The organism is Microbacterium sp. NPDC056057, assembly GCF_042266945.1.
In the GTDB taxonomy this organism is placed as follows: Bacteria; Actinomycetota; Actinomycetes; order Actinomycetales; family Microbacteriaceae; genus Microbacterium; species Microbacterium trichothecenolyticum_C.
This window is the reverse complement of the sequence record NZ_JBHJWS010000001.1, coordinates 464,152-489,219: the sequence shown is the minus strand read 5'-3', so window position 1 is coordinate 489,219 and position 25,068 is coordinate 464,152. Positions and strand designations below refer to the sequence as shown.

Sequence of the window (25,068 nt, the reverse complement as noted above, 5' to 3'; positions counted from 1 at the left end):
GCGGTTCACAAAGAAGACGAGATAGAAGACATGGCAGAAGACGAACGTCCCGACGCGAACGCCGAGCACGACCACGGCCGCATCGACCAGGTGGACCTGCAGCTCGAGATGCAGCGCAGCTACCTGGACTACGCGATGGCCGTCATCATCGGCCGCGCGCTGCCCGACGTGCGCGACGGCCTGAAGCCGGTGCACCGCCGCGTGATCTACGGCATGTACGACGGCGGGTTCCGTCCCGACAAGTCGTTCTCGAAGTGCGCGCGCGTCGTCGGCGAGGTCATGGGTCAGTATCACCCGCACGGTGACACCGCGATCTACGACGCCCTCGTCCGTCTCGTGCAGCCGTGGTCGTTGCGCTATCCGCTCGCGCAGGGTCAAGGCAACTTCGGCTCGCCCGGCAACATGGGCGCCGCCGCCCCGCGGTACACCGAGACCAAGATGGCTCAGCTCGCGCTCGAGATGGTGCGCGACATCGAAGAAGACACTGTCGACTTCCACGACAACTACGACGGTCAGACGCAGGAGCCGACGGTGCTCCCGGCGCGCTTCCCGAACCTGCTCGTCAACGGCTCCGTCGGCATCGCGGTCGGCATGGCGACCAACATCCCGCCGCACAACCTCCGCGAGGTGTCCGCCGGCGCACTGTGGGCGCTCGAGCACCCCGAGGCGTCGCGCGAAGAGCTGCTCGAGGCGCTCATGGAGCGCATCCCCGGTCCGGACTTCCCGACCGGCGCGCAGATCCTCGGCACCAAGGGCATCCGTGAGGCGTACCGCACCGGCCGCGGCTCGATCACGATGCGTGCCGTCGTGTCGATCGAAGAGATCCAGGGCCGCACCTGCCTGGTCATCACCGAGCTGCCGTACCAGGTCAACCCCGACAACCTCGCGGTCAAGATCGGCGACCTCGCGCGTGACGGCAAGATCACCGGCATCGCCGACATCCGCGACGAGACCTCGGACCGCACCGGTCAGCGCCTCGTGGTGGTGCTGAAGCGGGATGCCGTCGCCAAGGTCGTGCTGAACAACCTGTACAAGCACACCCAACTGCAGGAGAACTTCGGCGCCAACATGCTGGCGATCGTCGACAACGTGCCGCGCACGCTGTCGCTGGACGGCTTCGTCACTCTGTGGCTCGAGCACCAGATCGACGTCATCGTCCGCCGTACCAGCTACCGCCTGCGCAAGGCCGAAGAGCGCATGCACATCCTGCGCGGGTACCTGAAGGCGCTCGATGCGCTCGACGAGGTCATCGCGCTCATCCGCCGGTCGCCGAACGCGCAGGAGGCGAACGAGGGTCTGCAGAAGCTCCTCGACGTCGACGAAGCGCAGGCCGACGCGATCCTCCAGCTGCAGCTGCGCCGTCTCGCGGCCCTCGAGCGGCAGAAGATCATCGACGAGGCGGCAGAGCTCGAGCTGCAGATCGCCGACTACCGCGAGATCCTGGCCACGCCGCAGCGCCAGCGCGACATCATCCGCGAGGAGCTCACGGCGATCGTCGACAAGTTCGGCGACGAGCGCCGCACGCACATCCTCCACGGATTCGACGGCGACATGTCGATGGAAGACCTGATCCCCGAAGAGGAGATGGTCATCTCGGTCACGCGCGCCGGCTACATCAAGCGCACGCGCAGCGACAACTACCGCCAGCAGCACCGCGGCGGCAAGGGCGTCAAGGGTGCGCAGCTGCGCGCCGACGACGTCGTCGAGCACTTCTTCGTCACCACGACGCACCACTGGCTGCTGTTCTTCACCAACAAGGGCCGCGTATACCGCTCGAAGGCGTACGAGGTGCCGGAGGCCGGGCGTGACGCGAAGGGCCAGCACGTCGCCAACCTCCTGGCGCTGCAGCCCGATGAGGAGATCGCCCAGATCCTCGACATCCGCGACTACTCGGTCGCGACGTACCTCGTGCTCGCGACCCGCAGCGGCCTCGTCAAGAAGACGCGCCTCACCGAGTACGACACCAACCGCCAGGGCGGCATCATCGCCATCAAGCTCCGCGGGCAGGTGCCCGACGAGGGTGACGAGGCCGAGGCCGGCCCTGACGACGAGGTCGTCAGTGCGCTGCTGGTCGATGAGGGCGACGACATCCTCCTCATCAGCCGCCACGGCATGTCGCTGCGCTTCTCGGCGACCGATTCGGCGCTGCGCCCCATGGGCCGCTCGACCTCGGGCGTCAAGGGAATGGACTTCCGCGCCGGCGACAGCCTGCTGTCGGCATCCGTCGCCGCCGACGACGGGTACGTCTTCGTCGTGACCGAAGGCGGGTACGCGAAGCGCACGGCGGTCGACCAGTACCGCATGCAGAACCGCGGCGGACTGGGCATCAAGGTGGCCAAGCTGAGCGAGGATCGCGGCGATCTCGCGGGCGGTCTCATCGTCTCCGACGACGACGAGGTCTTGGTGGTTCTTGCCAGCGGCAAGGTGGTACGCTCTGCCGTGGCCGAGGTCCCCGCCAAGGGTAGAGACACGATGGGTGTCGTGTTCGCCCGATCCAGCGACGACGATCGCATCATCGCGATCGCGCGCAACGGCGAACGGGGCCTCGCAGAAGAATCCGAGGATGCAGCCACCGACGGCGCCGATGCAGCACCGTCGTCCGAGACCCCCCAGTCGACGGACACCCTCGGATCGGATGCCTCGCCCCCGACCCCCGAAGAGAGCACTGACGCATGAGCACGGTAGCCGACAAGCTCGCCAAGAAATCGAGTCACAAGACCAGCGCCAAGCAGGTTCGCCTGCGTCTGGTGTACGTGGACTTCTGGTCCGCGGTGAAGCTGTCGTTCCTCGCCGCGATCGCCATCGCGGTGGTGACGGTGGTGGCCTTCGTGATGGTCTTCCTGGTGGTGCAGACCACCGGCCTGATCGCGAAGGCCGACGAGTTCTTCTCGAGCTTCTCCGACGGCAGCATCCTGCTGTCGCAGTTCGTGAGCTTCCCGCAGGTGCTGGCCTTCTCGGCGGTCGTCGCCATCCTGAACCTCGTGGTCGTGACGGTGCTCGGCGCCGTGATCGCGGGCATCTACAACCTTGCGGTCAAGGTGACGGGCGGCCTGCTGGTCGGCTTCACCTCGAACTGACGCACGACGCCCGAGCGCCGGCATCCGTGGATTCGATCCCGGATGACGGCGCTCGGCGTTTGTGCGTCAAACCACCGTGGTCCCGAGCAGCGTGCCGATGAGCCACGTCGCGACGAGGGCCAGCGCGCCGCCGATGACGAGGCGGATCGCGGCCCGCCCCTTCGCCGCGCCGCCGAGGTGCGCCGAGACCGTGCCCGTGACGGCCAGAGCGATGAGCACCGCCACGAAGGTGACCGGCACGCGCCACTCCGGCGGCGGGAGCAGGATCGCGAGGAACGGCAGCAGCGCGCCGAGCGTGAACGAGATGGCTGACGAGATCGCCGCGTGCCACGGGTTCACGAGGTCGTTCTGGTCGATGTGCAGCTCGACCTCGAGGTGGGCCGACAGCGCGTCGTGTGCGGTCAGCTCGAGGGCGACCTGACGAGCCGTGGCATCCGACAGTCCCCGGTCGCGGTAGAGCTGGGTGAGCTCGTCGAGCTCCTCCTCGGGCATGTCGCGCAGTTCCCCGCGCTCTTTGGTGATCAGCGCCCGCTCCGAGTCACGCTGACTGCTCACCGAGACGTACTCGCCGAGCGCCATCGAGATGGCACCGCCCACGAGGCCGGCGATGCCGGCGGTGAACAGTGCCGCGGTGTCGGTCGTCGCGCCTGCGACGCCGACGACCAGCGCCGCGACCGAGACGATGCCGTCGTTCGCGCCCAGAACACCGGCGCGGAGCCAGTTGAGGCGCTCCCCCAGCCGGACCCCGTGCGGTTCACCAGGATGGGAAATCTCTGTCACGACCCCAGTCAACCAGCCCGATTCGGTGATTCGCGATTCGTCGGGTAAAGTCTTGGAGGTTGCGGAGCGCAGTTTCCGCAGCAGACGGGGCTATAGCTCAGGCGGTTAGAGCGCTTCACTGATAATGAAGAGGTCCCAGGTTCAAGTCCTGGTAGCCCCACCGTAAGCCCCGGGGCCTTAGCTCAGTTGGTAGAGCGCCTGCTTTGCAAGCAGGATGTCAGGAGTTCGAATCTCCTAGGCTCCACAGCCACGAAGCCGGTTCCGAGAGGGACCGGCTTCTTGCGTTCGTCCACGAGCCCCGCGCAGTTAGGGTGAAGCATGGACCTGCGCGTCGCGGCCTACGCGGTGATCATGGACGATCACGACCGTATCCTGCTCGCCCACTGGAACGAGGGCCGTCGCGCCGCGTGGACGATGCCCGGCGGCGGCCTCGAGCCCGGCGAGGACCCCGAGAGCGCCGCGCGCCGCGAGGTCAAGGAAGAGACCGGCTACCGGGTCGAGCTCGACGGGCTCCTCGGCATCCATTCCCGCGTGATCCCGCCGGGGCGCCGCCTCAAGCCCGGCGCGGACCTGCCGCTGCACACGCTGCGCATCGTCTACCGTGCCCGCATCACCGGCGGGCGACTGCGCAACGAGACCGACGGGTCGACGGATCGCGCCGAGTGGTTCACGCTCCCCGAGGTCCGCGCGCTGCAGCGCGTCAAACTCGTCGACATCGCCCTCGAGATGGCAGGGATCGAGTTGCCGTCCCCGGACTGAGGGATGCCGTCAGTCGATGGGCTGCGAGATGTCGGCGACCGTCGCGCCGTAGGCGGCGATGAGCGCGTCGGCGTCGACGAACATGCTGTAGCCGTGGGCGCCGGCCCCCATCGCGATGCGCTGCCCCGCGATCTCGGCGTCGGCGTAGATCGGCCAGTCGTGCGTGCTGCCGAGCGGCACGATGGTCCCCCGCTCGTAGCCCGTCGCCGCGAGAGCGCGGGCAGGATCCGGCAGCTGGAGCTTGTTCACGCCGACGATGGCGCGGAGCTTCGGCCATGAGATCGCACGGTCGCCCGGGATCAGGGCGAACAGATAGGTGTCGTCGCTGCGCTTGACGACCAGCGTCTTCACGATGCCCGACGGCGGGATGCCGAGGATCGCGGCAGCCTCCGGCAGGCTGTTCGCCGCCGGACGCTCCCGGATCTCGACCTCGAGGCCGCGCTCGGCCGCCGCCGCGCGAACGCGGTCGACGCCCGTCAGAGCCTCACCCGTGGTGGGCTCAGGCATCCGGTGCGCGCAGCGGGTCGTCCGCGACCCAGAGCTCGTCATCGGCGCGCAGCGTCTGCCACGCGGCGTACAGCACGCCCACCGCGGCGGCGATGCCGAGGATGATGGCGATCACGCCGCCGGCGCCGATGCCCTTCTTCGCCGGAACCGGCGCGGCCTTCGCCCACGACGACGGCACGGTGAACCCGCGTCCGGCGGCGAGGTGCGAGCGCTGCTCGTTGGCGGCGTCCCACACCGACAGGGCGGAGCCGACGACGGCGCCCGCTGCGGGGATGACCGTGTTGTTCACGACCTTCTTGCCCTTGTCGACATAGGGGGCGGCGTACTTGTCGTACCCGGCCTGCACCTGCGGCTTGACCTGCTCGCGACCGTAGTGACCGAGCTGACGGCTCGCCTCGCGGGCGACGGTCGCGGCCTCCCCGACCAGAACCTGCTGGGCCTCCCAGAGGTTTCCGGCCTGCTTCTGCAGCTTCTCGAGTTCCTTCTTGCGCTTGCGGCTGACGCTCACGGTTGCCCTCCCTGTGGTGGGGATGTCGGTCTCTTCATCATCTTGCCAGACCACCGCTGAGACGGGAGGGGTTGCAGGGAACTCTGAGACAATGTAGGAATGCCGCTTCACACAGCTGTCGCAACGATCCACACCAACTACGGCGACATCGTCGTCAACCTGTTCGGCGACCAGGCTCCTCGCACCGTGCAGAACTTCGTCGGCCTGTCCGACGGTTCGCAGGCGTGGACGCACCCGGCGACCGGCAAGCCGGGCGAAGGCCCGCTGTACAAGGACGTCATCTTCCACCGCATCATCTCGGGCTTCATGATCCAGGGCGGCGACCCGCTCGGTCAGGGCGTGGGCGGTCCGGGCTACAACTTCAACGACGAGATCAGCGGCGAGCTCACCTTCACCGCTCCCTACAAGCTCGCCATGGCGAACGCGGGTCTGCGCCGCAACGCGATCACCGGCCAGCCCGAGGGCACCAACGGCTCGCAGTTCTTCATCACCGTCCCCGGCCAGGGCGGCCGCGGACCGGAGTGGCTGCAGGGCAAGCACACGATCTTCGGCGAGGTCGTCGACGATGCATCGAAGGCCGTCGTCGACACGATCGCCGAGGTGCCGACGGCGGCGGGCGACCGCCCGGTCGAGCCCGTCGTCATCGAGTCGATCGACGTCGCCGCGGTCTGAGCGCGAGCGTCATCGGGCCCGGGGCGGCGACTGCTGCCCCGGGCCATCCGCATCCCTGAGCCCAGGCGAGACAGAGACGGGTCCCCCGTGAGCACGCAGGACTTCCAGCGCAACCGCGACAACTTCTGCTACCGGCATCCCGACCGGCAGAGCTTCGTGCTGTGCCAGCGGTGCCTGCGCACGATCTGCCCGGAGTGCCAGACGCAGGGCGCCGTCGGGGTCATCTGCCCGGAGTGCCTCCGCGACCAGCAGAAGGCGCAGTCGCCGGCGCAGAAGAAGGCCGAACGGCGGTGGTCGCGCCCTCGTGCGATGTCGGCGTCCTCCGGCCGGCCCATCGTGACCTACTCGATCATCGCGATCACGGCCTTCGTCTACCTCCTCACGCTCATCCCGGGCGTCGGCGGCGCCATCCAGGACGCGCTGTACTACTGGGCGCCGCTGCTCTACCCCGAGTTCCGGGGCACCTCCCAGCCCTGGCGTCTGCTCACCGTCGCTCTGGTGCATTCGGGCATCTGGCATGTGGGACTCAACATGCTCGCCCTGTGGATGATCGGACGCAGTCTCGAGCCGCTCCTCGGCCGCTGGCGCTTCCTCACGCTCTACCTCCTGAGCGCACTCGGCGGCTCGGTCGCCGTCACGCTCCTGTCGTTCACGACGCCCGTGGTCGGGGCATCCGGAGCCATCTTCGGCCTCTTCGGAGCGCTCCTGGTCATCGGCCGGCACATCGGCGCGAACATCGCCGGCATCGCGCTCGTGCTCGGAATCAACCTCGTGATCGGGTTCATTCCCGGATTCAACGTCTCGTGGCAGGCGCACGTCGGCGGGCTCGTCGTCGGTCTGCTCGTGGCATTCATCTACACGCGCACGCGCGCCGTCCGCCAGCGCGGACTGCAGATCGGGCTGCTCGTCGCGGTCGGCGCGGGACTCGTGGCGCTCTTGTTCGTGCCGGTCTTCTTTCCGGCGCTCGTGATCCTCTGAACAGAGTTATCCACAGGCTCATCCACACCCTGGGGAGAATCACACCGGTGTAATTCACAGATGTTAACAGACTTGTTAACAACTCCGGATCGGCCGGATCCGCAGCATCCGGACACGGAAAAACCCCGGTCGTCGTAGACCGGGGTTTCTCTTTCGAAGTGTCGCTTATCGCCAGCGCGTCGTCATCAGGAAGCCGATGAAGGCGATGCCGAAGCCGATCACGAGGTTCCATGCCCCGATGTCGGGGATCGGGAACGCCATGCCGCTCAGGTAGAAGACGAGGATCCACACCAGACCGATGAGCATCAGTCCGATCATGATCGGCTTGAACCACACCGGGTTGGGTGCGGCTTCGCCTTCTGCGCGCTCGACGAGCGAGTCGTCGTCTTTGCCGGGTCGTGCCATGCACAAGAGTCTAACTGCCAGCCACGCCACAGCCCGCCCTGATTAGAATCCACCTGTGGATGACGCGCTGCCCGGCCCGAGGCGAGCTGCCCGCGGGACTCGAACCCCGCGTCGGCGCACGTCGGTCGTCGGCGTCATCGGCGAGGTCCTGATCACCGCCGGCGTCATCGTGCTCCTCTACGTCGTGTGGCAGCTCTGGGTGGGCGACCTCATCTATGGCGCCGAGCGCAACGCCGAGGGCACGGAGCTCTCGCAGGAGTGGCAGGCGCAGTACGAGGAGCAGAGTCCCGCACCCGCGCCGACGGACGCCGGCACCGACCCCGAGGTGGTGCCCGTCACTGCGCCTCCGCCCGTGCTCACCGAGCCCGCCGACGGACAGACGTTCGCCATCATGCGGATCCCGCGGTTCGGCGCGGACTACGCCGTGCCGATGGCCGGCGGCGTCACACGCGCCCGTACGCTCGACCCCATCGGGATCGGGCACTACCCCGGAACGAAGATGCCGGGCGAGGCCGGCAACTTCGCCCTTGCCGCGCACCGCACCACGTGGGGCAAGCCCTTCAACCGCATCGCCGATCTGCACGTCGGCGACGCGATCGTCGTCGAGACGCAGGAGGGCTGGTACACGTACCGCTTCCGCACGCTCCAGTACGTCAAGCCGAACGAGGTCGAGGTGCTCCTGCCGGTGCCGCAGCAGATGGACGTCCCCGCAGGCACCGCCTACATCACGCTGACCAGCTGCAGCCCGATGTACGCGATGACCGAGCGCATCGTGGCGTACGGCGTGTTCGAGTCGTTCACCCCCCGCACGGCGTCGGGCGAGGAGCCTGCCTCCCTCCAGGCGGTGGCCTGATGTACGCGGGTCTGTGGCGGATCCTCCCCGGCCCGTGGTGGGTGCGGGTCCTCATCCTGCTCGTGCTGATCGCCGCGGTCCTGTACGGCCTCCTCTTCTACGCCTTCCCGTGGGTCAGTCAGTTCGTGAACCCGCAGGAGGTCACGGTCACCCTGCCCGGGGCGTCGACTCTCACGTCGCTGTCGTGACCGACCGCTCCACGTCGGCGCCGATCCTCGTCGTCGACAACCACGACAGCTTCGTGCACACCCTGATCGGGTACCTTCACGAACTCGGCGCCGACACCGACCTCGTCGAGGCGGATGCCCTCACCGATCCGTCGCGCGACGTCGCGGGCCGGCCGGGTGTCCTCGTCTCCCCCGGCCCCGGCACTCCCGCCGACGCCGGCGCGTCGATCGAGGTGGTCCGCGCGGCGGCGGCCGGCGGCATCCCTCTCCTGGGTGTCTGTCTCGGTCACCAGGCGATCGGCGAGGCGTACGGAGCCACGGTCGATCACGCGCCCGAGCTCATGCACGGCATGACCTCGCTCGTGCACCACGACGGCTCGCTCCTGTACACCGGGCTGCCCGACCCGTTCACGGCCACGCGCTACCACTCGCTCGCGATCGTGCCCGAGACGCTCCCCGACGACCTCGTCGTCACGAGTCGCACGGCGAGCGGGGTGATCATGGGCGTCGCCCACCGGACCGCGCCGATCCTCGGGGTGCAGTTCCACCCCGAGAGCGTGCTGACCGAGGGCGGCTACCGCCTGCTCGGCAACTGGCTCGCATCGATCGGATACACGGATGCCGCGTCCCGCGGCGCTGCGCTGAGCCCGAGGCGCTGACGCCCGGGGTCGCGAGCCCTGCGGGTCAGGCGCCCGTGCAGTAGGTCAGCGTGATCTCGGAGTGGACCGGGACGTCACCCGGCGTGAGGGACTGCGACGACACCGTCGGCGGGGTGGAGCCCGCGCAGCTCGGGTCCTCCGCCGGGATCACCGTGAGGCCGAGGCTCTCGAGCTCACGAGTCGCCGCATCGACGGTGTAGCCGCGCACGTCGTTGATGGCCACGCGGCCCGAGGCGACGACGAGGTTCACCATCGTGCCGGTGGGCACGCTCGCCCCGTCGACGGGGTTGCTCGAGATCACCGTGCCGGCGGCGAGATCCTTGTCGTTCTGCTGCGTGACGGTGCCCAGCTGCAGCCCGGCGCCGGTGATGGCCGAGGTCGCGGCATCCTGTCCGAGGCCGGTGAGCGTCGGAACCGTCGACATCTGCTGCCCGGTCGACACGTAGACCTTCACCTGCTGATCGGGCGTGACGGAGGTCCCCGCCTCGGGATCGGTGCGGATGACGTTGCCCGCGGCGACGTCGGTGCTCTCCTCGTCCACGCGGATCGCGCGGAGGTCCGATTCGGCGAGGGTGTCGTTCGCGCGCTCGTAGGTCATGCCCGACACGTTGGGCACCTCGCGCACGTTGCCCGGGAGGTCGTCGCGCGGCTGGATCGTGAGCACCCAGAACAGCAGGGAGATGAGCAGCACGGCGAGCAGCGCCACGCCCGCCCAGATCCACGCCACCGGCGGACCGGCCTGCGTGCGCTTCATCGTGGTGTCGGTGCTGAGCTGGCGGAGCGATCGCGCGGTCTCGGCGGCCTGCCGCGGGTTGGGCCCGTACAGCTCGCTCGTGAGGGCGCCCACCTGGCGCTTGGAGGGCTGCCGGCCGTCGACCGTCGCGTCGAGGGCCTCGCGGAAGCCTGCGGCGTCCTGGTAGCGCTGGAACGGGTCCTTCGCGAGGGCGCGCAGGGCGACCGTGTCCAGTGCCCGGGGCACCGTGTCGTTGACCTCGGACGGCGGCACCGGCGCCTCGCTGACGTGCTGGTACGCCACCGCGACGGGCGACTCGCCGCGGAACGGCTGGCGCCCGGTGAGGAGCTCGTACAGCACCACACCCGTCGAGTACACGTCGGCGCGGGCGTCGACCGGCTCGCCCTTTGCCTGCTCGGGCGAGAAGTACGCGGCGGTGCCGAGGATCTGGGTCGTCTCGGCGACCGTCGACGACGAGTCCGACACCGCGCGCGCGATGCCGAAGTCCATCACCTTGACCTGGCCGGCGTCGGTGACCATGACGTTGCCCGGCTTGATGTCGCGGTGCACCACACCGGCGCGGTGCGAGTATTCGAGGGCCTCGAGGATCCCGTCGACGTAGCGCACGGCATCCGTCACCGGAACCGGGCCCGCGGAGATGATCTCCTTGAGGAGCCGGCCCTTGACGAGCTCCATGACGATGAAGGGCACCGGACGCACCGTGCCGTCCGGAGCGGTCAGGGAGTCCTCGCCCGCGTCGTAGACGCGCACGATCGTCGGATGGGCCATGCGCGAGGCAGCCTGCGCCTCGAGGCGGAACCGCGTGCGGAACGCGTTGTCGTCGGCGAGCTCGCGGTCGAGGATCTTGATCGCGACCTCGCGGCCGAGCGTGAGGTCGTAGCCGCGAAAGACGCTCGCCATGCCGCCCCGGCCGATCGGCTCATCGATGCGATAGCGCCCCGAAAGCACGCGCGGCTCAGTTGTCACGGTCACTCCCTGCCTGGAACATCAGCCACACTAGCCGAGCCCGAGCGGGTCGCACGTGCCGTACGACCCGCTCGGAGGACTCACTCAGCCAAGCTCACGGCGTGGGCGTCGGGATCGGGGCAGCGGCCTCGATCAGCACGGTCGCCTCGCCGGATGCGCCCGACGTGCGGTTGCCCGCCGTGCCGCCGCTGCAGGTGACGGTGTACGTGACGATCACGGTCTGACCGGCCGTATCGCCCGCCGTCACCGTCGCGCTGCGCGCGTTCTGCGGGAAGTTCGGGCCGTTGGCGATCGTGCCGTTCTGCACCGTGAAGGTGTAAGAACTCACCGAGCCGGTGCCGGAGGGGCACGTGTAGCCGTCCCACATCACGGTGAGCGGGTCGCCGGGCTCGACCGTCGCCGGTGATCCCTGGAACGTCGGGGTCGAGGGCGCCGGCATCGGGGTCTGACCGGCGTACGCCGTCAGCTCGATGATCGTGCCCTTCGGCACGTTGCCCGTCGGCGAGACGCTGTAGATCTTGCCCACGCTGCCCTCGTCGGGCGCGGCGTTGCCCTCCTGGCAGCTCGCCCCGAGTCCGATCGCGTCGAGCGCGGCCGACGCGGCGGCGCAGTCCTTGCCGACGTAGTCGTCCGCGACGACGTTCGCCGTGGTCGGCGTCGGCGTCGGCGTGTCGGTCGGCGTCGCGGACGGCGACGCAGACGACTTCGTCGGGTCGGGCGCGGGCTCGTTGCCCGAGTTCGCGACCACGGCCCAGATCGTTCCGATCAGCACGAGCAGCAGCAGCGCGATGAGCGCGATCAGCGGCCACGTCCACGGGCTGCGCTTCTTCTTCTCGGTCGTCTCTTCGGCGGGCTCCTCGCCCGGAGCGGGCATGAGTCGGGTCGCCGCGGAGGTGTCGGAGCCGGAGGCGAGCAGCTGCGTGGCGGCGTCGCCTGCGGCCGCGGCGCCCGCGATCGCCGGGACGGCTGCGGCGGCGGCCGCGATATCGCCGCGGCGGAGAGCCGTGGCGGCGCGCGCGACGGCGGCAGCCGACGCGGGGCGCTCCTCGGGCTTCTTGGCGATCATCGCCATGACGAGGTTCTGCACCGGGACGGCGACTGTCGCCGGCAGCGCGGGCGGCTGCTCGTTGATCTGCGCCATCGCGATCGCGACCTGCGACTCGCCCGTGAACGGACGCTTGCCAGCGAGGCACTCGTACGCGACGATGCCGAGCGAGTAGATGTCGGTGGCCGGGGAAGCCGGGTGCCCCGACGCCTGCTCGGGCGACAGGTACTGGACCGTGCCCATGACCTGGCCGGTGGCGGTCAGCGGCACCTGGTCGGCGATGCGCGCGATGCCGAAGTCGGTGATCTTCACGCGCCCGTCGGGCGTGATGAGGAGGTTCCCGGGCTTGATGTCGCGGTGCACGAGGCCCGCGGCGTGCGCGGCCTGCAGTGCGGCGGACGTCTGCGCGACGATGTCGAGCGTCTTGTCGGTCGACAGGGAGCCGTCGCGCTCGAGGATCGTCGACAGCGCCTCGCCGGGGACGAGCTCCATCACGAGGAAGGCGCTGCCGTTCTCCTCGCCGTAGTCGAACACGCTGGCGATGCCCTCGTGGTTGACGAGCGCCGCGTGGCGGGCTTCGGCACGGAAGCGCTCCAGGAAGCCCGGATCGCCCATGTACTCGTCTTTGAGGATCTTGATGGCGACAGTTCGTCCGATGACGTGGTCTGTCGCCTCCCACACCTCGCCCATGCCGCCGATCGCTATGCGCGAATCGAGTTCGTAACGGCCGCCGAAGGTCACGCCCTGCGTCGGTCTCATCGTCCCAGCACCGCCTCCATGACCTTCTTCGCGATAGGAGCGGCGATGGTGTTGCCGCTGCCCGATTGTCCTTGCCTGCCGCCGTCTTCGACGACCACGGCGACGGCGACCTCGGGGTTGTCGGCGGGTGCGAACCCGGTGAACCAGAGCGTGTACGGCTCATCGCCCGTGTTCTCCGCGGTACCCGTCTTTCCGGCCACGTCGACCCCGTCTATTCTTGCACCCGACGCAGCACCGTCACTGACATTGGCGACCATCATCGCCACCAGCTCGTCCGCCAGTCCCGTGTCGAGGGCACGCCCGAATTCACTGTCGTCGAAGGTCTTCTGAACGGACAGATCCGGGCCGATCACACGATCCACCATGCGCGGGTTCATCACGATCCCGCCGTTCGCGATGCCGGCCGACACCATCGCCATCTGCAGGGGCGTCGCCGTGACCTGACCCTGGCCGAAGCCGCTCAGCGCGGTCTGCGCGTCGTCCTGGATCGTGCGCGGATAGCCCGAGGGCGTGGAGATGAGCGGCAGCTCGAACGACAGATTGAAGCCGTACTTCTCGGCCTCTTCGCGGATCGCGGTGTCGCCGAGCTCGACGGCGAGCTCCGCGAACGGGATGTTGCAGCTCAGCCGCAGCGCGTCGGCGAGGGTGACGGTGTCGCCGCCGCCGCACGTGCCGCCGCTCGCGTTGTGCACCACGCTCGACGACTGCGGCAGCTGGTAGGTCGCGGGGTTCGGGAGCGTCGACGCGGGCGTGTAGTCGCCCGAGGCGAGAGCCGCGGAGGCGACGACGAGCTTGAAGGTCGAGCCCGGCGGGTTGAGGTCGCCGGCGATCGCGCGGTTCGACAGCGGCTTGCCCGGGTCGGCGACCAGCGCGTCGTACGCGGCGTTCACCTCGCCGGTGGCGTGCGAGGCCAGCACGTTCGTGTCGTAGCTGGGGCTGGTCACCATCGCCAGGATGCGGCCCGTCGACGGCTCGATCGCGATGACGCCGCCCTGCAGGTCGCCCAGCGCTTCGTAGGCCGCGCGCTGCACGTCGGCGTCGAGCGACAGCACGACGTTCGAGCCGCGCGGCGGCTGCCCGGTGAAGATGCGCTCCACGCGCGACAGGAACTGTGATCCCGCCGTGCCGCTGAGCTCCTGGTTCATCGCCTGCTCGATGCCGGTCGCCGAGTTCAGGGCGGGATTGATGTAGCCGGTGACGGGCGCCCACATGTCGGCATCCGTGTACACGCGCTGCCAGCTGTACAGGTCGCCGGACGGCACCGACGACGCGATGGCCGAACCGCTCGCGATGATGGATCCGCGCTGGACCTCGTACGAGTCGTAGAGCGCCCGGCGGTTCGCGGGGTTCGCGGCGAGCTCGTCGGTCTGGATCACCTGGATCCAGCTCGTCGAGCCGAACAGCGCGAGGAACATGATCAGCATCAGGATGCTGAGCCGCCTCAGTTCTTTCGTCATCTAGCCGATCACCACCCTCGGCCGGCTGCGGACGGCATCCGAGATGCGCAGCAGCAGGGCGACGATGATCCAGTTCGCCACCAGCGACGAACCGCCGGCCGCGAGGAACGGTGTCGTCAGGCCGGTGAGCGGGATGAGACGCGTCACGCCGCCGACCATGATGAAGACCTGCAGCGCGATCGTGAACGAGAGGCCGGTCGCGAGGAGCTTGCCGAAGTCGTCCTGCCCGGCGAGGCCGATGCGGATGCCGCGGCTCGTGAACACCATGTACAGGCACAGGATCGCGAAGACGCCGATGAGCCCGAGCTCTTCGCCCAGCGCCGGGAGGATGTAGTCGCTCTCCGCGACGGGCGTGAGGTACGGCCGCCCCTGGCCGAGGCCGGTGCCGAGCAGTCCGCCGTTCGCCATGCCGAAGATGCCGTTGACGAGCTGGTAGCTCGAGTTGTCCATCAGCTCCGGGTTGAACGCGTCGAGCCAGTTGTTGAACCGTGCGCCGACGTACGGCAGGATCCGCGACGCGAGGAACGCGCCCGAGACCGCGAGCACGACGCCGATGAGCACCCAGCTGGTCTTGCCCGTGGCGACGTAGAGCATCGCGACGAACATGCCGAAGATGAGCACACCGGTTCCGAGGTCGCGCTGCAGCACGATGATGCCGAGCGACACGAGCCAGATCACGAGCAGCGGGCCGAGCTCGCGGGCGCGCGGCCAGGTCATGCCGAGGAAGCGCGTGCCCGTCGAGGTCAGGCTCTCGCGCGTGCGGACGAGATAGCCCGCGAAGAAGATGCCGAGCGCGATCTTCGCGAGCTCACCCGGCTGGAACGTGAAGAAGCCGAAGTCGACCCACACGTCGGCGTTGCCGCCGCCGCTGAGGCCCGGGATCACGGGCAGGATCAGCAGCACGATGCCGACGAAGCCGAAGATGTACGTGTACCGGAACAGCACGCGGTAGTTCTTGAGGAACAGCACCACGAGGATCGCCGCGACCAGCGCGATCGCCGCCCACGCGAGCTGCCGCGTCGAGAACGCGTCCCACCCGTGGCGGTCCCAGTACAGGTCGAGCCGGTAGATCATCGCGAGACCGAGCCCGGTGAGAAGCGTCGCGATCGGGACCACGAACGGATCGGCGGCACGGGCGCGCAGGCGCAGCAGGATGTGCAGCGCGATGACCAGGGCGGTGAGCCCGCCGCAGTAGACGAGGAACGTCCAGTCGATCACGCCCTCGGAGCCGAGCTGCACGAGCGCGATCGCCGAGCCGTTGATCGCGAACGCGAAGATCAGCAGCGCCAGCTCGCGGTTGCGCTGCGTCTGCGGAACCCTGATGCGGCGGAGGGCCCGCACCACGGCGGTGTCGGTCGAGACCGCGTCGGTCGGCGTGCCTGTGGAGGCGCTCATCCGCCGCCTCCCGCCAGGTCGCTGATTCCCGACACGATCTGCCGCGCGTGCGACAGGGAGTTCGCCGAGATGGTCTGCTCCACCGTCGCACGGGCGAAGTCCGAGAGCGAATCGAGCGGGATCCCGGTGTCTTCGTACGGGGTCGACAGTGAGATCGGCCCGATGCCCTGCTGCACGCCCTGGTAGATGACGACGGTGTCCTCGTCGGCGCCGACGTAATACCGGGTCTGCGTCCACTGATAGCCGATCCAGGCGGCTCCGGCGATGATCACGAGCACGAGCGCGACGCCGGCGATCCAGCCGACGCGGCGGCGACGTGCCCGTCGGCGGTCCTCCTCGATGAGCTCCTCGAGGAACTCCGGCGCCGGCTCGAAGTGCGTCGGCTCGTTCGCCGCCTGGCGGTTCGGGTGCAGCCAGCTCGAACGCCGCGGCGCGGCCGCGGGCACCTCGACGCCGACCGGGTTGGACGCGGAGCCCACGATGGTGGGCGTTCCCGAGAAGAGCGGATGCTGCCCGCCGACGTCGACGATGACGATCGTGACGTTGTCGGGGGCGCCGCCGTCCAGCGCCTGCTTCAGCAGGTTGTCGGCCGTGCGTCCCGGGGCGAGACCCAGCCCGAGCGCCTTGGACGTGTGAGGGTCGTCGACCACGCCCGACAGGCCGTCCGAGCACAGCAGCCAGCGGTCGCCGGGCTGGGTCGGCATGATGAACGTGTCGAGCTCGGGGTCGGTGTCCATGTCGCCGAGCACGCGCATGAGCACCGAGCGGCGGGGGTGGTACCGCGCCTCTTCGGGCGTGATGCGGCCCGAGTCGACGAGGCGCTGCACGAAGGTGTGGTCCGTGGTGATCTGCGTGAGGGCGCCGTCGCGGTACAGGTAGATGCGCGAGTCGCCGATGTGGGCGATCACGGCGTAGTCGTCCACCATGATCAGCGCGCTGACCGTGGTGCCCATGCCGGCCAGCTCCGGCCGGACGCCGACCGTGTCGACGAGGTCGACCGCGGCATCCGAGATCGCGTCGCGCAGCGCCCGCTCCGCCTCGGAGGTCGAGTCGAACGGGCGGTCGAGACCCTCCAGACGCGAGATCGCGAGGCTCGAGGCGACGTCGCCGCCGGCGTGACCGCCCATGCCGTCGGCCACGACGAACAGGTTGGAGCCGGCGTACCCGGAGTCCTGGTTGTTGGAGCGCACCTTGCCGGTGTGCGAGATCGCGGCGCTCGAGCCCTGGAAGACCATGTGCGAGGGGTCCGCCCGCTACTTCCGCAGCTCGAACGTCGTCGCGCCGACCTTGATCGGGGCGCCGAGGTTCACGGGGACCGGGGCGGTCACACGGGCACCGTCGTGCCACGTGCCGTTCGTCGAGTCGAGATCCTGGATCATCCACTGGTCGCCCCAGAGCACCAGGCGTGCGTGGTGGCTCGACGTGTAGTCGTCGCGCACGACGAGTCCCGACTCGCTCGAGCGGCCGATCGTGAGCGGCTCGTTCCCCAGCGGGAGCTCGAGGCCGGTCTTGGGTCCGCTCGTGATCACGATGCGCGACGCGGTGGCGGTCGTGGCGGGTCCGCCGGGCTTGGTCACCGGAGCGGGCGCCGCCGGCGCGACGGGCGCGGTCGCCGACGAAGCGGCGGCAGCCGACGCCACCGGCGCGCCCGCTGCGGCGGCCGCAGCATCCGGCATCCGCCTCACCTTCACACCGAACAGGTCGGCGCGCAGCGAGTAGACGACGGCGAAGACGAACGCCCACAGCAGCACCAGGAACCCGATGCGCAGCAGCAGCAGGGTGAGCTCGCTCATGCCAGCGGGCCCCTCTCCTGCGCGTCGAATGCCCTCGTGGCATCGTCGACGGATGCTGCGGGCCGCGGCGCGCTCGCCTGTGCGACGACGCGGAACACGATGTCGGTGCGGCCGATGCGCACGGTCGCGTCGGGCGGGAGCGCCGCCTCGGTCACCTTGCGGCCGTCGAGCATCGTGCCGTTGGTCGAGCCCAGATCACGCACCATGGCGCGTTCGCCGTCCCACAGGATCTCGACGTGCTTGCGGCTGGTGCCCGAGTCGGCGACCGTGATGTCGGCGTCGCTGCCGCGGCCGATGACCGTGCGCGACTTCGTCAGCGGGATGCGACGGCCTTCGACGTCGACGACGCCGCGCCACGAGACGCGGCCGCCCTGCGCCGTCGACGACTCGACGCGGAGGGTGCCGGTCGACAGCTCCTCGTCGCGGCGGATCGCGATCGTCACCGGACCTGCGAATGAGTACCCCTGTGCCTTGGCGTGTGCGTGGACGAGCGTGTCGAGCTCGTGCAGGAGCGCATCGCCGAGCGCCGAGATGCGGTCGTCGTCGGCGGGCGACAGGCGCACCGTGAACGTGTTCGGCGCGAGGATGCGGTCGCGGCTGACGACCGCAGCCTTCTTGTCGAGTTCGCTGCGCAGGGCCGATGCGATCTCGACAGGCTGAATGCCGCTGCGGAAGGTCTTGGCGAACGCGCTGTTGACTGCGCGCTCCAGACCTTTCTCGAAGCTGTCAAGTAGTCCCACGGAGCTCCTCTTGAGGGGGGTGCCGGTTGCTACATGCTAATTGCACAGGCTGTACCCGTGATGGATCGCGCCCCCGACCAGGGTGAGTTCGGAAGGGGCCGCGACGCATGATATCCTCGGGAAGTTGAGTTTCGCGGGATCTCCGGATCCCACGGCTCGCGCGAGTGGCGGAATAGGCAGACGCGCTGGCTTCAGGTGCCAGTGCCCGAAAGGGCGTGGGGGTTCAACTCCCCCCTCGCGCACAGCGCAGAAGAGGACTCCCGAGAGGGGGTCCTCTTCTTTTGTGCCCACACCACGGAGCTACGCGCCGTCGAGGGCGGGCGGCAGTGCGAAGACGATCTCCTCGATCTCGCGGCCGACGCCCGGGGCGAAGTCGACGTTTCGCGACACCTCCGTGAAGCCGACCTTGGTGAGCACGGCGATGGAGGCGGCATTGTGGGCGGCCACGCGGGCGAACAGCGGCCGGATGGGCTCGCGCGAGATCAGGTGGCGCACCGCTGCGGTCGCGACGCCCCGGCCCCACGCGTGACGGGCGATCCAATAGGTGACCTCGCGGTCGCCGTCGACGGTGAAGGATGCCGCGGTCCCGGCGAATCCGCCGTTCTCGGTGACCACGAAGGAGAGGACGTCGGCCATCGCACGCTGCCGTTCGATCCACGCGTCGAAGGCCGCGCGGTCGTCCGGATCCTCCGCGGTGAACGCGGCCATGGCGATCGCCTCACGGTCGCGCATCATCTCGAAGACGGCGTCGAGGTCGTCGTCGTCCAGCGGTCGCAGATCGATGTGGTTCACGCGCTTCACGGTAGCCGCGGCATCCGTCACCGAGGAAGGGCGGGTGTCAGTTCAGGCCGTGGATGCGGCGGAGCAGGGATTCGGCGCGATCGGCCTCGCGACAGGCGAACGCCTCGCGGAACTCCTCGTAGGCGGCGGTGCGGCCGATCGGGCATTCGATGAACGGCCGCCAGCCCACCATGTCGCGCCGGATCGCGAACTCGTACTCGCGGACGAACTGCCGCAGGGCGAGGTTGCCGCTCGCGCGCGTGACGACGGAGAAGAAGGAGTGGCTGGCGACGGCCAGAGCATCGGCGTCGTTCTCGCGGGACGCGGCGATGACGTCGTCCAGGCGCTCCAGCGCGAGCCCGAGGGCGTCGGCGTCGGCGCGCGCCGACGCCATGCGCACGGCCAGGCCCATGTTGAAGGCGACGAGCTCGACGGTGTCGTTCTGCTGGTTGGGGTGCGACACCCGTGTGTACCGATGGGGCGACACCTCGACCAGGCCCGCCCGCTCCAGCCGCTGCAGTGCTTCGCGCACCGGAGTGCGCGAGACGCCGAGCCATTCCGCCAGCTCCTGGTCGCGCAGACGCTCGCCGGGGGCGAGCCGCCCGTCGAGGATCGCTTCGCCCAGGCGCGCGTACACCTCGTCTCCGAGGACGGCGCGGCTCGGCTCGAGCGGGACGAAGGGGGCACTCATGAGTGGCACCAGTGTACGCCGGAGGATTCACGTGCATAGACCCGCTTGAGCGCGCCTTGAGGAGGCCGCCGAGAGGGCCGTGGGACCCCATCGGAACATGCGGAAACGCTGAGGAAACCGGCCTCGCTCTTGCACTGATATATCGGTACGATGTTCCCTGTCCACGTTACGACGTGGCCTATCCGGGGGGATCCGTCGACGCCCGGGCTTTCGAGCCAAGCTCAGCCCGGGCGGACGATGGTCCCTGTCTCGTCAACAGTCGCTGTGCAACATTTGTGTCACCTTCGCAACTGGGTCTCGCCGCGCGCCCGCCTCTTCACTACGTTGGATGCAATCGCCGCAATCGCGACGAGATCAACGAAGAACGGCAAGTAATGAGCACGCAGGGCACCGTCAAGTGGTTCAACTCGGAAAAGGGATTCGGCTTCATCGCTCCCGATGAGGGTGGCGCAGACGTCTTCGCGCACTACAGCGCAATCGAGTCGAGCGGCTACCGCTCCCTCGAGGAGAACCAGCGCGTCGAGTTCGAGATCGCGCAGGGACCCAAGGGCCTCCAGGCCGAGAACATCCGCCCGATCTGATCGGCGGACCGATCGCTTCACGCGGTCGAAGCCGCGGTATCCCATCGGTGGGTGCCGCGGCTTCGTCGCGCGCGCGTGCGCCGGTTGAGCATCACTCCCGGTCGCCGCGCACGAGCTCGAGTCCCGCTCCGGCGAACTGACGCAGCGTCGCGTCGGGCAGGAACGCCCGTGTGAGGGCGCCGCCGATGCGCGTGAGGTCGCTCTCGTCGCGGAACAGCAGGTACATGGTCTCGTACCGCGGGTGGAACTTCTCCTTGAAGCGGTGCAGCGACCGGAACCCGTACACCGGCTCGAGGGCGTCGGCGAGCCTGTCGCTGAGCGCCGCGATCATGCCGGCGTCCGGCGGATAGTCGTGGGCGAGCGGCGCGCCCGAGAGTGACATGATCTCGGCGCCCTCGTCGGAGAACAGCCTCGCGGACGAGCCGATCAGGTACTCCATCACGGGACCGAAGCCGCCCTCGCGGCGGCGCATGAGGTCGAGCGTCCAGCCCCGGGCGACCTTCTGCGCGCCGTCTTCGCCGGGACCGTAGACCGGCAGCCACGACAGGAACCCGTCGACGTCGCCGTTCGGCGCGAGAGCCAGGGCGAGGCGCACCTCCGGGTCCTCCGCCTCGACGAGCGTGCCGAGCGTGAACCCCATCTCGGGAAGGCCTTTGTCGCCCACCCACATCTCCGAGATCGCCCGCAGCTGCTGCTGCACGCCCCAGGACTCCTCCTTGAGGTGGGTCATGCGGAACGTCATCTCTTCGCGACCCGCCCGGTTGAGCGACGAGCGCACCGAGTTCCACCGCTTGCCGGTGAACTCGAGGCCGGGAAGGTCCACGATCGTGTCGTCGGCCACGACAAGGCTGCGCCACGAGGCCGGCACCGCGGCGCGGGTGGCCTCGTCGGCGCTGAAGAAGCACGGGATCAGTCCCGCCCGCTCGGCATCGTGGATGAACTCCTTGACGGCTGCCGTGCGCGACGCGTCCGGTCCGATCGGGTCCGCGAGCGCGAGGGCGACACCGTTGCGGCGCTGGTAGGCGACGACGCTGTCGGTGGTGCGGGCGTAGGAGTTCCCCTCCCAGGTCGTCATCCACGAGAGGGTGCCGCCGCCGTGGGCGTGCAGCATCCGTTTCACGTCGTCGACGACCGGTGCGGGCTGATGGCCGATGCGGGACTTGCGCCGGGCGCGGAACGCCCGCCGCACCCAGATCAGGTACACGAGCATGAGCAGCCACATCACGCCGCCAGCGAGGGCCAGCTCCGTCTCGCCGTCGATCGTCGCCTCCACCTGCGCCTGGGAAGCGATGATGATCGCCGCGACGATCAGCATTGCGATCAGGATGTTGAAGACGGCGAGGATGATCGCGACGACCCACGTCCACCGGCGACCGCGACGCAGGCCGTTGGCGACGACGAGGATCACCACCACGTCGATCGCGAGGTCGACGAAGCCGCCCGACGCCGGCTCGGTCGGGCCGAACGGGCCGTCAGTGGGAACGAGGATCGTGATGATCTCCACCGCGCCCAGCACCAGCACCGCGATGAACGCGATGAGCCGCTGCTCGCGCACCGTGGTGCGCTGGACGCGGAGCGAGCGATCCACGAACAGCACCAGCAGCACCGCGAGCAGGTGCTCGAGGTCGGCCAGCGCGCCCCAGAACAGCATCGCGATGAACACGAAGCCGAGAAGCACCAGCCAGCCGCGGACCCTCCAGGGCGGGCGCAGCAACCCGACCGCCGCCGCGATGCACGCCATCGTCCCGCCGGACGGGCCGACATCGAGCGCCGCCGCCTCAGCCTGCGCCCACGCCCACGGGAGCAGCGAGAGCACCCACAGCAGCAGCGCGGCGGCGAAGACCGCGAACAACTGGCCCACCCACAAGTAGGCCAGCGCCACGCGCCAGCCGCGACGGAACTCGAGATACGCCATGCCGACGAACCCCGCGATGGTGAAGACGTAGACCCACGGCTGGTTCACGAAGAACGTCCCGGTGACCGGCGTCCACCACCGCCCGGCCTCCAGAGCGGGAAGCCCGTAAGCGACGACGTCGAACAGGTCCGAATCCTCGAACGGCTGCCACAGTCCCTGCCACACGACGCCGGTCACCAGGACCAGCGCGATCATCGTGAGTGTCGCCGGAATCAGCCCCACCCCGGCGAGCACGCGGTTCGGTCTCTGAGTCGCCCCGTCGCTCATGGGGTTCACGATAGCGGGGGTCTTCCCGCTGTCGCTTATCCGAGCGGGCCGGCCTGGCGGGCGAAGTCGGCGAGAGCCTTCGCGTCCTCGGCGTCGCGCATCGCGCGGCGGGCGGCGTCGAGTGCGGCCACGGGATCCTGCGCCTGACGGGCCTGGGCGAGTTCGCGCTGGGCCGACAGCAGGCGCGAGCGCGCGTCGGCACCGGCACGCGAACGGGACACGGATGCCTCGGCCTGCGCCAGTGCGCCGCGCGCGGCGGCGAGGGTGCCCGGGAGGGCGGTGCGCGCGCCGCGCAGGCGCTGCTGCGAGGTGCGGGCGTCGCCGAGGGCGAGGTCGAGCCGGCTGCGCAGGCGCGCGATGGCGTCGACGGTGCGGGTGGGGTGGCGGGCAGCATCCGTCTCGATGCGGTTGAGCTCGCCGTCGATGGCGTGGAGCTCGGCGCCCAGCCGCGCGGCGTCAGGCGCGTCGAGGTGCTCGCGCGTGACGGAGGCCTGGCGCAGGGCGGTGCGCGCCGACGCGATCTCGTCGGGCACGGCCAGCGCCGCCTGCAGCACGAGGCGGTGGGTCTCCTCGAGGTTGCGGGCGTCCGCCTCCGCCTGGCGGAGGGCCCGTTCGGCGGCGGCGAGATCGGGGAGGGCGCTCAGCGACGGGTCGGCGGCGCGGGTGGCGGCGGCGTCGAGGTGGCGCTCGGCGGCGGTCACCTCGGAGAGTGCGGCGTGCGCGGAGCGGGAGGCATCCCGCCACTCGTCCTCGGCGAAGCGGGACGACAGCTCGGCGACGAGCGCGGCCGGATCGCCCATCGACGCGTGGAGTTCGGCGAGACGGCGGCGGGCGGCGGCGATCTGCCCGGCCGCCGACACGTTCGCCGTGACCCACGCGCCGTGCTCCTTGCGGGCGGCGGCGACGGTCGCCAGAGCCTCGCCCGTGCGGCGCTCGATGCGTGCGGAGACCCGCTTCACCTCGTGGGGGGCGACAGCGGGATCGCTGATCTCGCGGTACTCCTCGAAGGCGTCGTCGCGCACGTGCTGCGCCGTGAGGCGTGCCCGCCGCAGCGAGGCGGGGGCGTCCCCGCCGTAGAGGGCGCCGGAGAGGCCGACCTCGAGGTCGAGCTCGCCGACCTCGTCGTCGAGCTTCACGAGCGTCGCGCCCGCCTTGGCCCGCTCCTGCTCGGCGGCGGCGCGGGCTCGCGGGGAGCGACGCGCGCGGCGTACGGCCCACACGATGGCGGCGACGGCGATCGCCGTCACGCCGAACACGACCAGGGCCGGCACGAGCCACCCCAGGATCGCGGCGGCGAGCTCAGGCATCGGCGACGCCGGCGGTCGCGGCCGCACCCTGTTCGGCGTGCTCGCCGAACAGCAGGAGTGCACGGAGCTGGTCGACGTCGTCGACGACCGCCTGCGCGCCCTCGGACTCGTGCGGCCAGCTGAAGCCCCATCGGACGAAGATCACCGGCACGCCCTGCGCCGCGCCGCCGTCGACGTCGTGGTGCCGATCGCCGACGAGCACGGGACGGCTCGTGTCGACGCCCGCGGCGGCGAGGCGTCGCAGCGCTTCGGCGACGATGTCGGACTTCGCGCTGAGCGTCTTCTCGTCCGGCGTCGCCCCGACGATCGCGGTGAGCGAGGTCGACAGATCGAAGTGGTCCATGAGGGCGACGACCTGCACCTCGGGCTTCGAGCTCGCGGTGGCCTGCGGGATGCCGCAGGCTGCGACATCCGTGATCAGCTCACCCACTCCGGGGAAGAGCTTGGCGCCCGTCGTGTACCCGTCCGCCTTGCCGAGCGTGCGGTAGAAGGCGACGGCCTCGGCCGACTGCTCGGGCGTCATGCCGACGTTCACCTGGAACGACTGGTACATCGGCGGGCCGATCCAGTGCACGAGCTCGGCGCGGGTCGGCGGACGCTTGCCGAAGTGCTCGAGGGCGATCGTGAGGCGACGGAGGATGCCGTCGGACGCGTCGACGATCGTTCCGTCGACGTCCCACAGCACACAGGTCCACGGCGATCGGGTCGGCATAGGGACCAGCCTATGCGGAGGCGGCCCTCCGCTCCGAGACGGAGCGGTGCACGCGGGCGAGGCGCGCCATCATGCGCCGCAGATCCTCGATCTCGGCGGGGGACCAGTCGGCGAGGAGCGTCCTCATGTTGGACTCGGCCGTCGACATGATGCGCTCGCCGATGCGCCGGCCTTCGTCGGTGAGCGCGACGAGCACTCCGCGGTCGTCGTCGGGCGCCGCAACGCGCACCACCAGGCCCGCGCTCACGAGGCGGCCGACGATCTTGCTCATGTTCGTCGCGGTCTGCCCCAGCGCGAGCGACAGGTCGACGGGGCGCATCGCGCCGTTGTAGGACAGCTGGTTCACGACGAGGAACATGCCCATGTCGTCCACCGGGAACGCGACCCGCGCCATGACGTCGCGCCGCACGCCGGTGCTGTCGGCCCAGTGCACGATCGACGCGAGCGACAGCCGGAGGTCGAGCGGGTCGGGCGCGATGACCGGACTCAGGTCCGCGGAGGCGTCGGTGCCGACGTCACCTCTGGCCATCGTCTGCTCGTT

26 protein-coding genes and 3 tRNA genes are annotated in these 25,068 nt (G+C 69.6%); 12 read left to right on the top strand and 17 right to left on the bottom strand.

Annotated elements, in window-relative coordinates; genetic code table 11:
* The first annotated feature begins 30 nt into the window (after positions 1–30).
* Together gyrA and ACFC1K_RS02145 are read left to right on the top strand one after the other, a co-directional pair.
* A complete protein-coding gene (gene gyrA / locus ACFC1K_RS02150) occupies positions 31–2,676 on the top strand; it encodes a DNA gyrase subunit A (protein ID WP_375870236.1) in 2,646 nt (881 codons plus the stop codon).
* Positions 2,673–3,077 carry a DUF3566 domain-containing protein gene (locus ACFC1K_RS02145; RefSeq protein WP_045301979.1) on the top strand — a complete coding sequence of 135 codons (405 nt, stop codon included), beginning with the start codon at positions 2,673–2,675 and terminating at the stop codon, positions 3,075–3,077. The genes gyrA and ACFC1K_RS02145 overlap by 4 nt, the downstream gene beginning before the upstream one ends.
* Before the next feature lie 66 nt (positions 3,078–3,143).
* Here ACFC1K_RS02145 and ACFC1K_RS02140 read toward each other — a convergent pair whose 3' ends face one another.
* Positions 3,144–3,857, bottom strand: a complete 714-nt coding sequence (locus ACFC1K_RS02140; RefSeq protein WP_310286857.1) for a VIT family protein — start codon at positions 3,855–3,857, stop codon at positions 3,144–3,146.
* Positions 3,858–3,943: 86 nt separating this feature from the next.
* Here ACFC1K_RS02140 and ACFC1K_RS02135 point away from each other — a divergent pair.
* The 3 genes from ACFC1K_RS02135 (at position 3,944) to ACFC1K_RS02125 (ending at position 4,616) form a co-directional block, all read left to right on the top strand.
* Positions 3,944–4,017, top strand: a tRNA-Ile gene (locus ACFC1K_RS02135).
* Between the two features lie 11 nt (positions 4,018–4,028).
* A tRNA-Ala gene (locus tag ACFC1K_RS02130) sits at positions 4,029–4,101 on the top strand.
* A gap of 74 nt (positions 4,102–4,175) precedes the next feature.
* Positions 4,176–4,616: an NUDIX hydrolase gene (locus ACFC1K_RS02125; RefSeq protein ID WP_375870235.1), complete on the top strand. Its 441-nt coding sequence runs from the start codon at positions 4,176–4,178 to the stop codon at positions 4,614–4,616.
* Positions 4,617–4,625: 9 nt separating this feature from the next.
* On the opposite strand, the gene ACFC1K_RS02120 is transcribed toward ACFC1K_RS02125, so the two are convergent.
* Together ACFC1K_RS02120 and ACFC1K_RS02115 are read right to left on the bottom strand one after the other, a co-directional pair.
* Positions 4,626–5,123 carry a YbaK/EbsC family protein gene (locus ACFC1K_RS02120; RefSeq protein ID WP_310286861.1) on the bottom strand — a complete coding sequence of 166 codons (498 nt, stop codon included), beginning with the start codon at positions 5,121–5,123 and terminating at the stop codon, positions 4,626–4,628.
* A complete protein-coding gene (locus ACFC1K_RS02115) occupies positions 5,116–5,631 on the bottom strand; it encodes a DNA helicase (protein ID WP_310286863.1) in 516 nt (171 codons plus the stop codon). The genes ACFC1K_RS02120 and ACFC1K_RS02115 overlap by 8 nt, the downstream gene beginning before the upstream one ends.
* A 99-nt stretch (positions 5,632–5,730) precedes the next feature.
* Between ACFC1K_RS02115 and ACFC1K_RS02110 the strand changes: the two genes are divergently transcribed.
* Together ACFC1K_RS02110 and ACFC1K_RS02105 are read left to right on the top strand one after the other, a co-directional pair.
* Entirely contained in the window at positions 5,731–6,303 is a 573-nt protein-coding gene (locus tag ACFC1K_RS02110) for a peptidylprolyl isomerase (protein ID WP_310286864.1), read from the top strand.
* Between the two features lie 87 nt (positions 6,304–6,390).
* Entirely contained in the window at positions 6,391–7,281 is an 891-nt protein-coding gene (locus ACFC1K_RS02105; protein ID WP_310286865.1) for a rhomboid family intramembrane serine protease, read from the top strand.
* A gap of 165 nt (positions 7,282–7,446) precedes the next feature.
* Here the strand turns inward: ACFC1K_RS02105 and ACFC1K_RS02100 are convergent, their stop codons facing one another.
* Positions 7,447–7,686 (bottom strand): cell division protein CrgA, encoded by a 240-nt coding sequence (locus tag ACFC1K_RS02100; RefSeq protein ID WP_045301992.1) that lies wholly within the window; start codon positions 7,684–7,686, stop codon positions 7,447–7,449.
* Positions 7,687–7,741: 55 nt separating this feature from the next.
* Here ACFC1K_RS02100 and ACFC1K_RS02095 point away from each other — a divergent pair, with 55 nt between their 5' ends.
* From ACFC1K_RS02095 to ACFC1K_RS02085, 3 genes are read left to right on the top strand one after another with little or no spacing between them, the layout of a single operon-like run.
* Entirely contained in the window at positions 7,742–8,539 is a 798-nt protein-coding gene (locus ACFC1K_RS02095; protein WP_375870234.1) for a class E sortase, read from the top strand.
* On the top strand, positions 8,539–8,727 hold the full coding sequence (locus ACFC1K_RS02090) for a hypothetical protein (RefSeq protein ID WP_375870233.1): 189 nt from the start codon (positions 8,539–8,541) through the stop codon (positions 8,725–8,727). The genes ACFC1K_RS02095 and ACFC1K_RS02090 overlap by 1 nt, the downstream gene beginning before the upstream one ends.
* Positions 8,724–9,365 carry an anthranilate synthase component II gene (locus ACFC1K_RS02085; RefSeq protein ID WP_375870232.1) on the top strand — a complete coding sequence of 214 codons (642 nt, stop codon included), beginning with the start codon at positions 8,724–8,726 and terminating at the stop codon, positions 9,363–9,365. Before ACFC1K_RS02090 ends, ACFC1K_RS02085 begins: the two co-directional genes overlap by 4 nt.
* Before the next feature lie 25 nt (positions 9,366–9,390).
* Here the strand turns inward: ACFC1K_RS02085 and pknB are convergent, their stop codons facing one another.
* The 7 genes from pknB to ACFC1K_RS02050 form a co-directional block, all read right to left on the bottom strand.
* On the bottom strand, positions 9,391–11,085 hold the full coding sequence (gene pknB / locus ACFC1K_RS02080) for a Stk1 family PASTA domain-containing Ser/Thr kinase (RefSeq protein ID WP_375870231.1): 1,695 nt from the start codon (positions 11,083–11,085) through the stop codon (positions 9,391–9,393).
* A 94-nt stretch (positions 11,086–11,179) separates the two neighbouring features.
* Positions 11,180–12,889 carry a serine/threonine-protein kinase gene (locus ACFC1K_RS02075; RefSeq protein ID WP_375870230.1) on the bottom strand — a complete coding sequence of 570 codons (1,710 nt, stop codon included), beginning with the start codon at positions 12,887–12,889 and terminating at the stop codon, positions 11,180–11,182.
* Complete coding sequence (locus ACFC1K_RS02070; RefSeq protein WP_310286875.1) at positions 12,886–14,346, bottom strand: penicillin-binding transpeptidase domain-containing protein; 1,461 nt, start codon at positions 14,344–14,346, stop codon at positions 12,886–12,888. The genes ACFC1K_RS02075 and ACFC1K_RS02070 overlap by 4 nt, the downstream gene beginning before the upstream one ends.
* The gene (locus ACFC1K_RS02065; protein ID WP_310286877.1) at positions 14,347–15,741 is read right to left on the bottom strand and encodes an FtsW/RodA/SpoVE family cell cycle protein; all 1,395 of its coding nucleotides are present in this window, start codon (positions 15,739–15,741) and stop codon (positions 14,347–14,349) included. It lies immediately after the preceding gene.
* Positions 15,738–16,976 carry a PP2C family protein-serine/threonine phosphatase gene (locus tag ACFC1K_RS02060; RefSeq protein WP_375870229.1) on the bottom strand — a complete coding sequence of 413 codons (1,239 nt, stop codon included), beginning with the start codon at positions 16,974–16,976 and terminating at the stop codon, positions 15,738–15,740. The genes ACFC1K_RS02065 and ACFC1K_RS02060 overlap by 4 nt, the downstream gene beginning before the upstream one ends.
* Before the next feature lie 18 nt (positions 16,977–16,994).
* The gene (locus ACFC1K_RS02055) at positions 16,995–17,534 is read right to left on the bottom strand and encodes an FHA domain-containing protein (RefSeq protein WP_375870228.1); all 540 of its coding nucleotides are present in this window, start codon (positions 17,532–17,534) and stop codon (positions 16,995–16,997) included.
* On the bottom strand, positions 17,531–18,274 hold the full coding sequence (locus ACFC1K_RS02050; RefSeq protein ID WP_375870227.1) for an FhaA domain-containing protein: 744 nt from the start codon (positions 18,272–18,274) through the stop codon (positions 17,531–17,533). The genes ACFC1K_RS02055 and ACFC1K_RS02050 overlap by 4 nt, the downstream gene beginning before the upstream one ends.
* Before the next feature lie 158 nt (positions 18,275–18,432).
* Between ACFC1K_RS02050 and ACFC1K_RS02045 the strand changes: the two genes are divergently transcribed.
* Positions 18,433–18,516 (top strand) — tRNA-Leu (locus tag ACFC1K_RS02045).
* A gap of 58 nt (positions 18,517–18,574) precedes the next feature.
* Here the strand turns inward: ACFC1K_RS02045 and ACFC1K_RS02040 are convergent.
* Together ACFC1K_RS02040 and ACFC1K_RS02035 are read right to left on the bottom strand one after the other, a co-directional pair.
* Positions 18,575–19,066, bottom strand: coding sequence for a GNAT family N-acetyltransferase (locus ACFC1K_RS02040; RefSeq protein ID WP_310286884.1), 492 nt, complete (start codon positions 19,064–19,066; stop codon positions 18,575–18,577).
* 46 nt (positions 19,067–19,112) lie between these two features.
* Complete coding sequence (locus tag ACFC1K_RS02035) at positions 19,113–19,745, bottom strand: GntR family transcriptional regulator (RefSeq protein WP_375870226.1); 633 nt, start codon at positions 19,743–19,745, stop codon at positions 19,113–19,115.
* Positions 19,746–20,119: 374 nt separating this feature from the next.
* Here ACFC1K_RS02035 and ACFC1K_RS02030 point away from each other — a divergent pair, with 374 nt between their 5' ends.
* Positions 20,120–20,326: a cold-shock protein gene (locus tag ACFC1K_RS02030; protein ID WP_137845695.1), complete on the top strand. Its 207-nt coding sequence runs from the start codon at positions 20,120–20,122 to the stop codon at positions 20,324–20,326.
* 91 nt (positions 20,327–20,417) lie between these two features.
* Here ACFC1K_RS02030 and ACFC1K_RS02025 read toward each other — a convergent pair whose 3' ends face one another.
* Genes ACFC1K_RS02025 through ACFC1K_RS02010 form a run of 4 tightly spaced genes read right to left on the bottom strand, consistent with a single transcriptional unit; the run spans position 20,418 to position 25,056 of the window.
* The gene (locus tag ACFC1K_RS02025; protein WP_375870225.1) at positions 20,418–22,508 is read right to left on the bottom strand and encodes a bifunctional lysylphosphatidylglycerol flippase/synthetase MprF; all 2,091 of its coding nucleotides are present in this window, start codon (positions 22,506–22,508) and stop codon (positions 20,418–20,420) included.
* Between the two features lie 35 nt (positions 22,509–22,543).
* A complete protein-coding gene (locus tag ACFC1K_RS02020; RefSeq protein ID WP_375870224.1) occupies positions 22,544–23,815 on the bottom strand; it encodes a hypothetical protein in 1,272 nt (423 codons plus the stop codon).
* A complete protein-coding gene (locus ACFC1K_RS02015) occupies positions 23,808–24,527 on the bottom strand; it encodes an HAD hydrolase-like protein (RefSeq protein ID WP_375870223.1) in 720 nt (239 codons plus the stop codon). The genes ACFC1K_RS02020 and ACFC1K_RS02015 overlap by 8 nt, the downstream gene beginning before the upstream one ends.
* A 10-nt stretch (positions 24,528–24,537) precedes the next feature.
* Positions 24,538–25,056, bottom strand: a complete 519-nt coding sequence (locus tag ACFC1K_RS02010) for a MarR family winged helix-turn-helix transcriptional regulator (RefSeq protein ID WP_375870222.1) — start codon at positions 25,054–25,056, stop codon at positions 24,538–24,540.
* Positions 25,057–25,068: the final 12 nt, after the last annotated feature.

Bases quoted from the DNA above. Each gene is read 5' to 3' on its own strand.
- ACFC1K_RS02120 (WP_310286861.1), bottom strand. From the start codon at position 5,123: ATGCCTGAGCCCACCACGGGTGAGGCTCTGACGGGCGTCGACCGCGTT.
- ACFC1K_RS02030 (WP_137845695.1), top strand. From the start codon at position 20,120: ATGAGCACGCAGGGCACCGTCAAGTGGTTCAACTCGGAAAAGGGATTC.
- ACFC1K_RS02075 (WP_375870230.1), bottom strand. From the start codon at position 12,889: ATGAGACCGACGCAGGGCGTGACCTTCGGCGGCCGTTACGAACTCGAT.
- ACFC1K_RS02145 (WP_045301979.1), top strand. From the start codon at position 2,673: ATGAGCACGGTAGCCGACAAGCTCGCCAAGAAATCGAGTCACAAGACC.
- ACFC1K_RS02020 (WP_375870224.1), bottom strand. From the start codon at position 23,815: ATGCCTGAGCTCGCCGCCGCGATCCTGGGGTGGCTCGTGCCGGCCCTG.
- ACFC1K_RS02015 (WP_375870223.1), bottom strand. From the start codon at position 24,527: ATGCCGACCCGATCGCCGTGGACCTGTGTGCTGTGGGACGTCGACGGA.
- ACFC1K_RS02060 (WP_375870229.1), bottom strand. From the start codon at position 16,976: ATGGTCTTCCAGGGCTCGAGCGCCGCGATCTCGCACACCGGCAAGGTG.
- ACFC1K_RS02110 (WP_310286864.1), top strand. From the start codon at position 5,731: ATGCCGCTTCACACAGCTGTCGCAACGATCCACACCAACTACGGCGAC.
- ACFC1K_RS02025 (WP_375870225.1), bottom strand. From the start codon at position 22,508: ATGAGCGACGGGGCGACTCAGAGACCGAACCGCGTGCTCGCCGGGGTG.
- ACFC1K_RS02100 (WP_045301992.1), bottom strand. From the start codon at position 7,686: ATGGCACGACCCGGCAAAGACGACGACTCGCTCGTCGAGCGCGCAGAA.
- gyrA (WP_375870236.1), top strand. From the start codon at position 31: ATGGCAGAAGACGAACGTCCCGACGCGAACGCCGAGCACGACCACGGC.
- ACFC1K_RS02055 (WP_375870228.1), bottom strand. From the start codon at position 17,534: ATGAGCGAGCTCACCCTGCTGCTGCTGCGCATCGGGTTCCTGGTGCTG.
- ACFC1K_RS02010 (WP_375870222.1), bottom strand. From the start codon at position 25,056: ATGGCCAGAGGTGACGTCGGCACCGACGCCTCCGCGGACCTGAGTCCG.
- ACFC1K_RS02090 (WP_375870233.1), top strand. From the start codon at position 8,539: ATGTACGCGGGTCTGTGGCGGATCCTCCCCGGCCCGTGGTGGGTGCGG.
- ACFC1K_RS02070 (WP_310286875.1), bottom strand. From the start codon at position 14,346: ATGACGAAAGAACTGAGGCGGCTCAGCATCCTGATGCTGATCATGTTC.
- ACFC1K_RS02125 (WP_375870235.1), top strand. From the start codon at position 4,176: ATGGACCTGCGCGTCGCGGCCTACGCGGTGATCATGGACGATCACGAC.
- ACFC1K_RS02065 (WP_310286877.1), bottom strand. From the start codon at position 15,741: ATGAGCGCCTCCACAGGCACGCCGACCGACGCGGTCTCGACCGACACC.
- ACFC1K_RS02035 (WP_375870226.1), bottom strand. From the start codon at position 19,745: ATGAGTGCCCCCTTCGTCCCGCTCGAGCCGAGCCGCGCCGTCCTCGGA.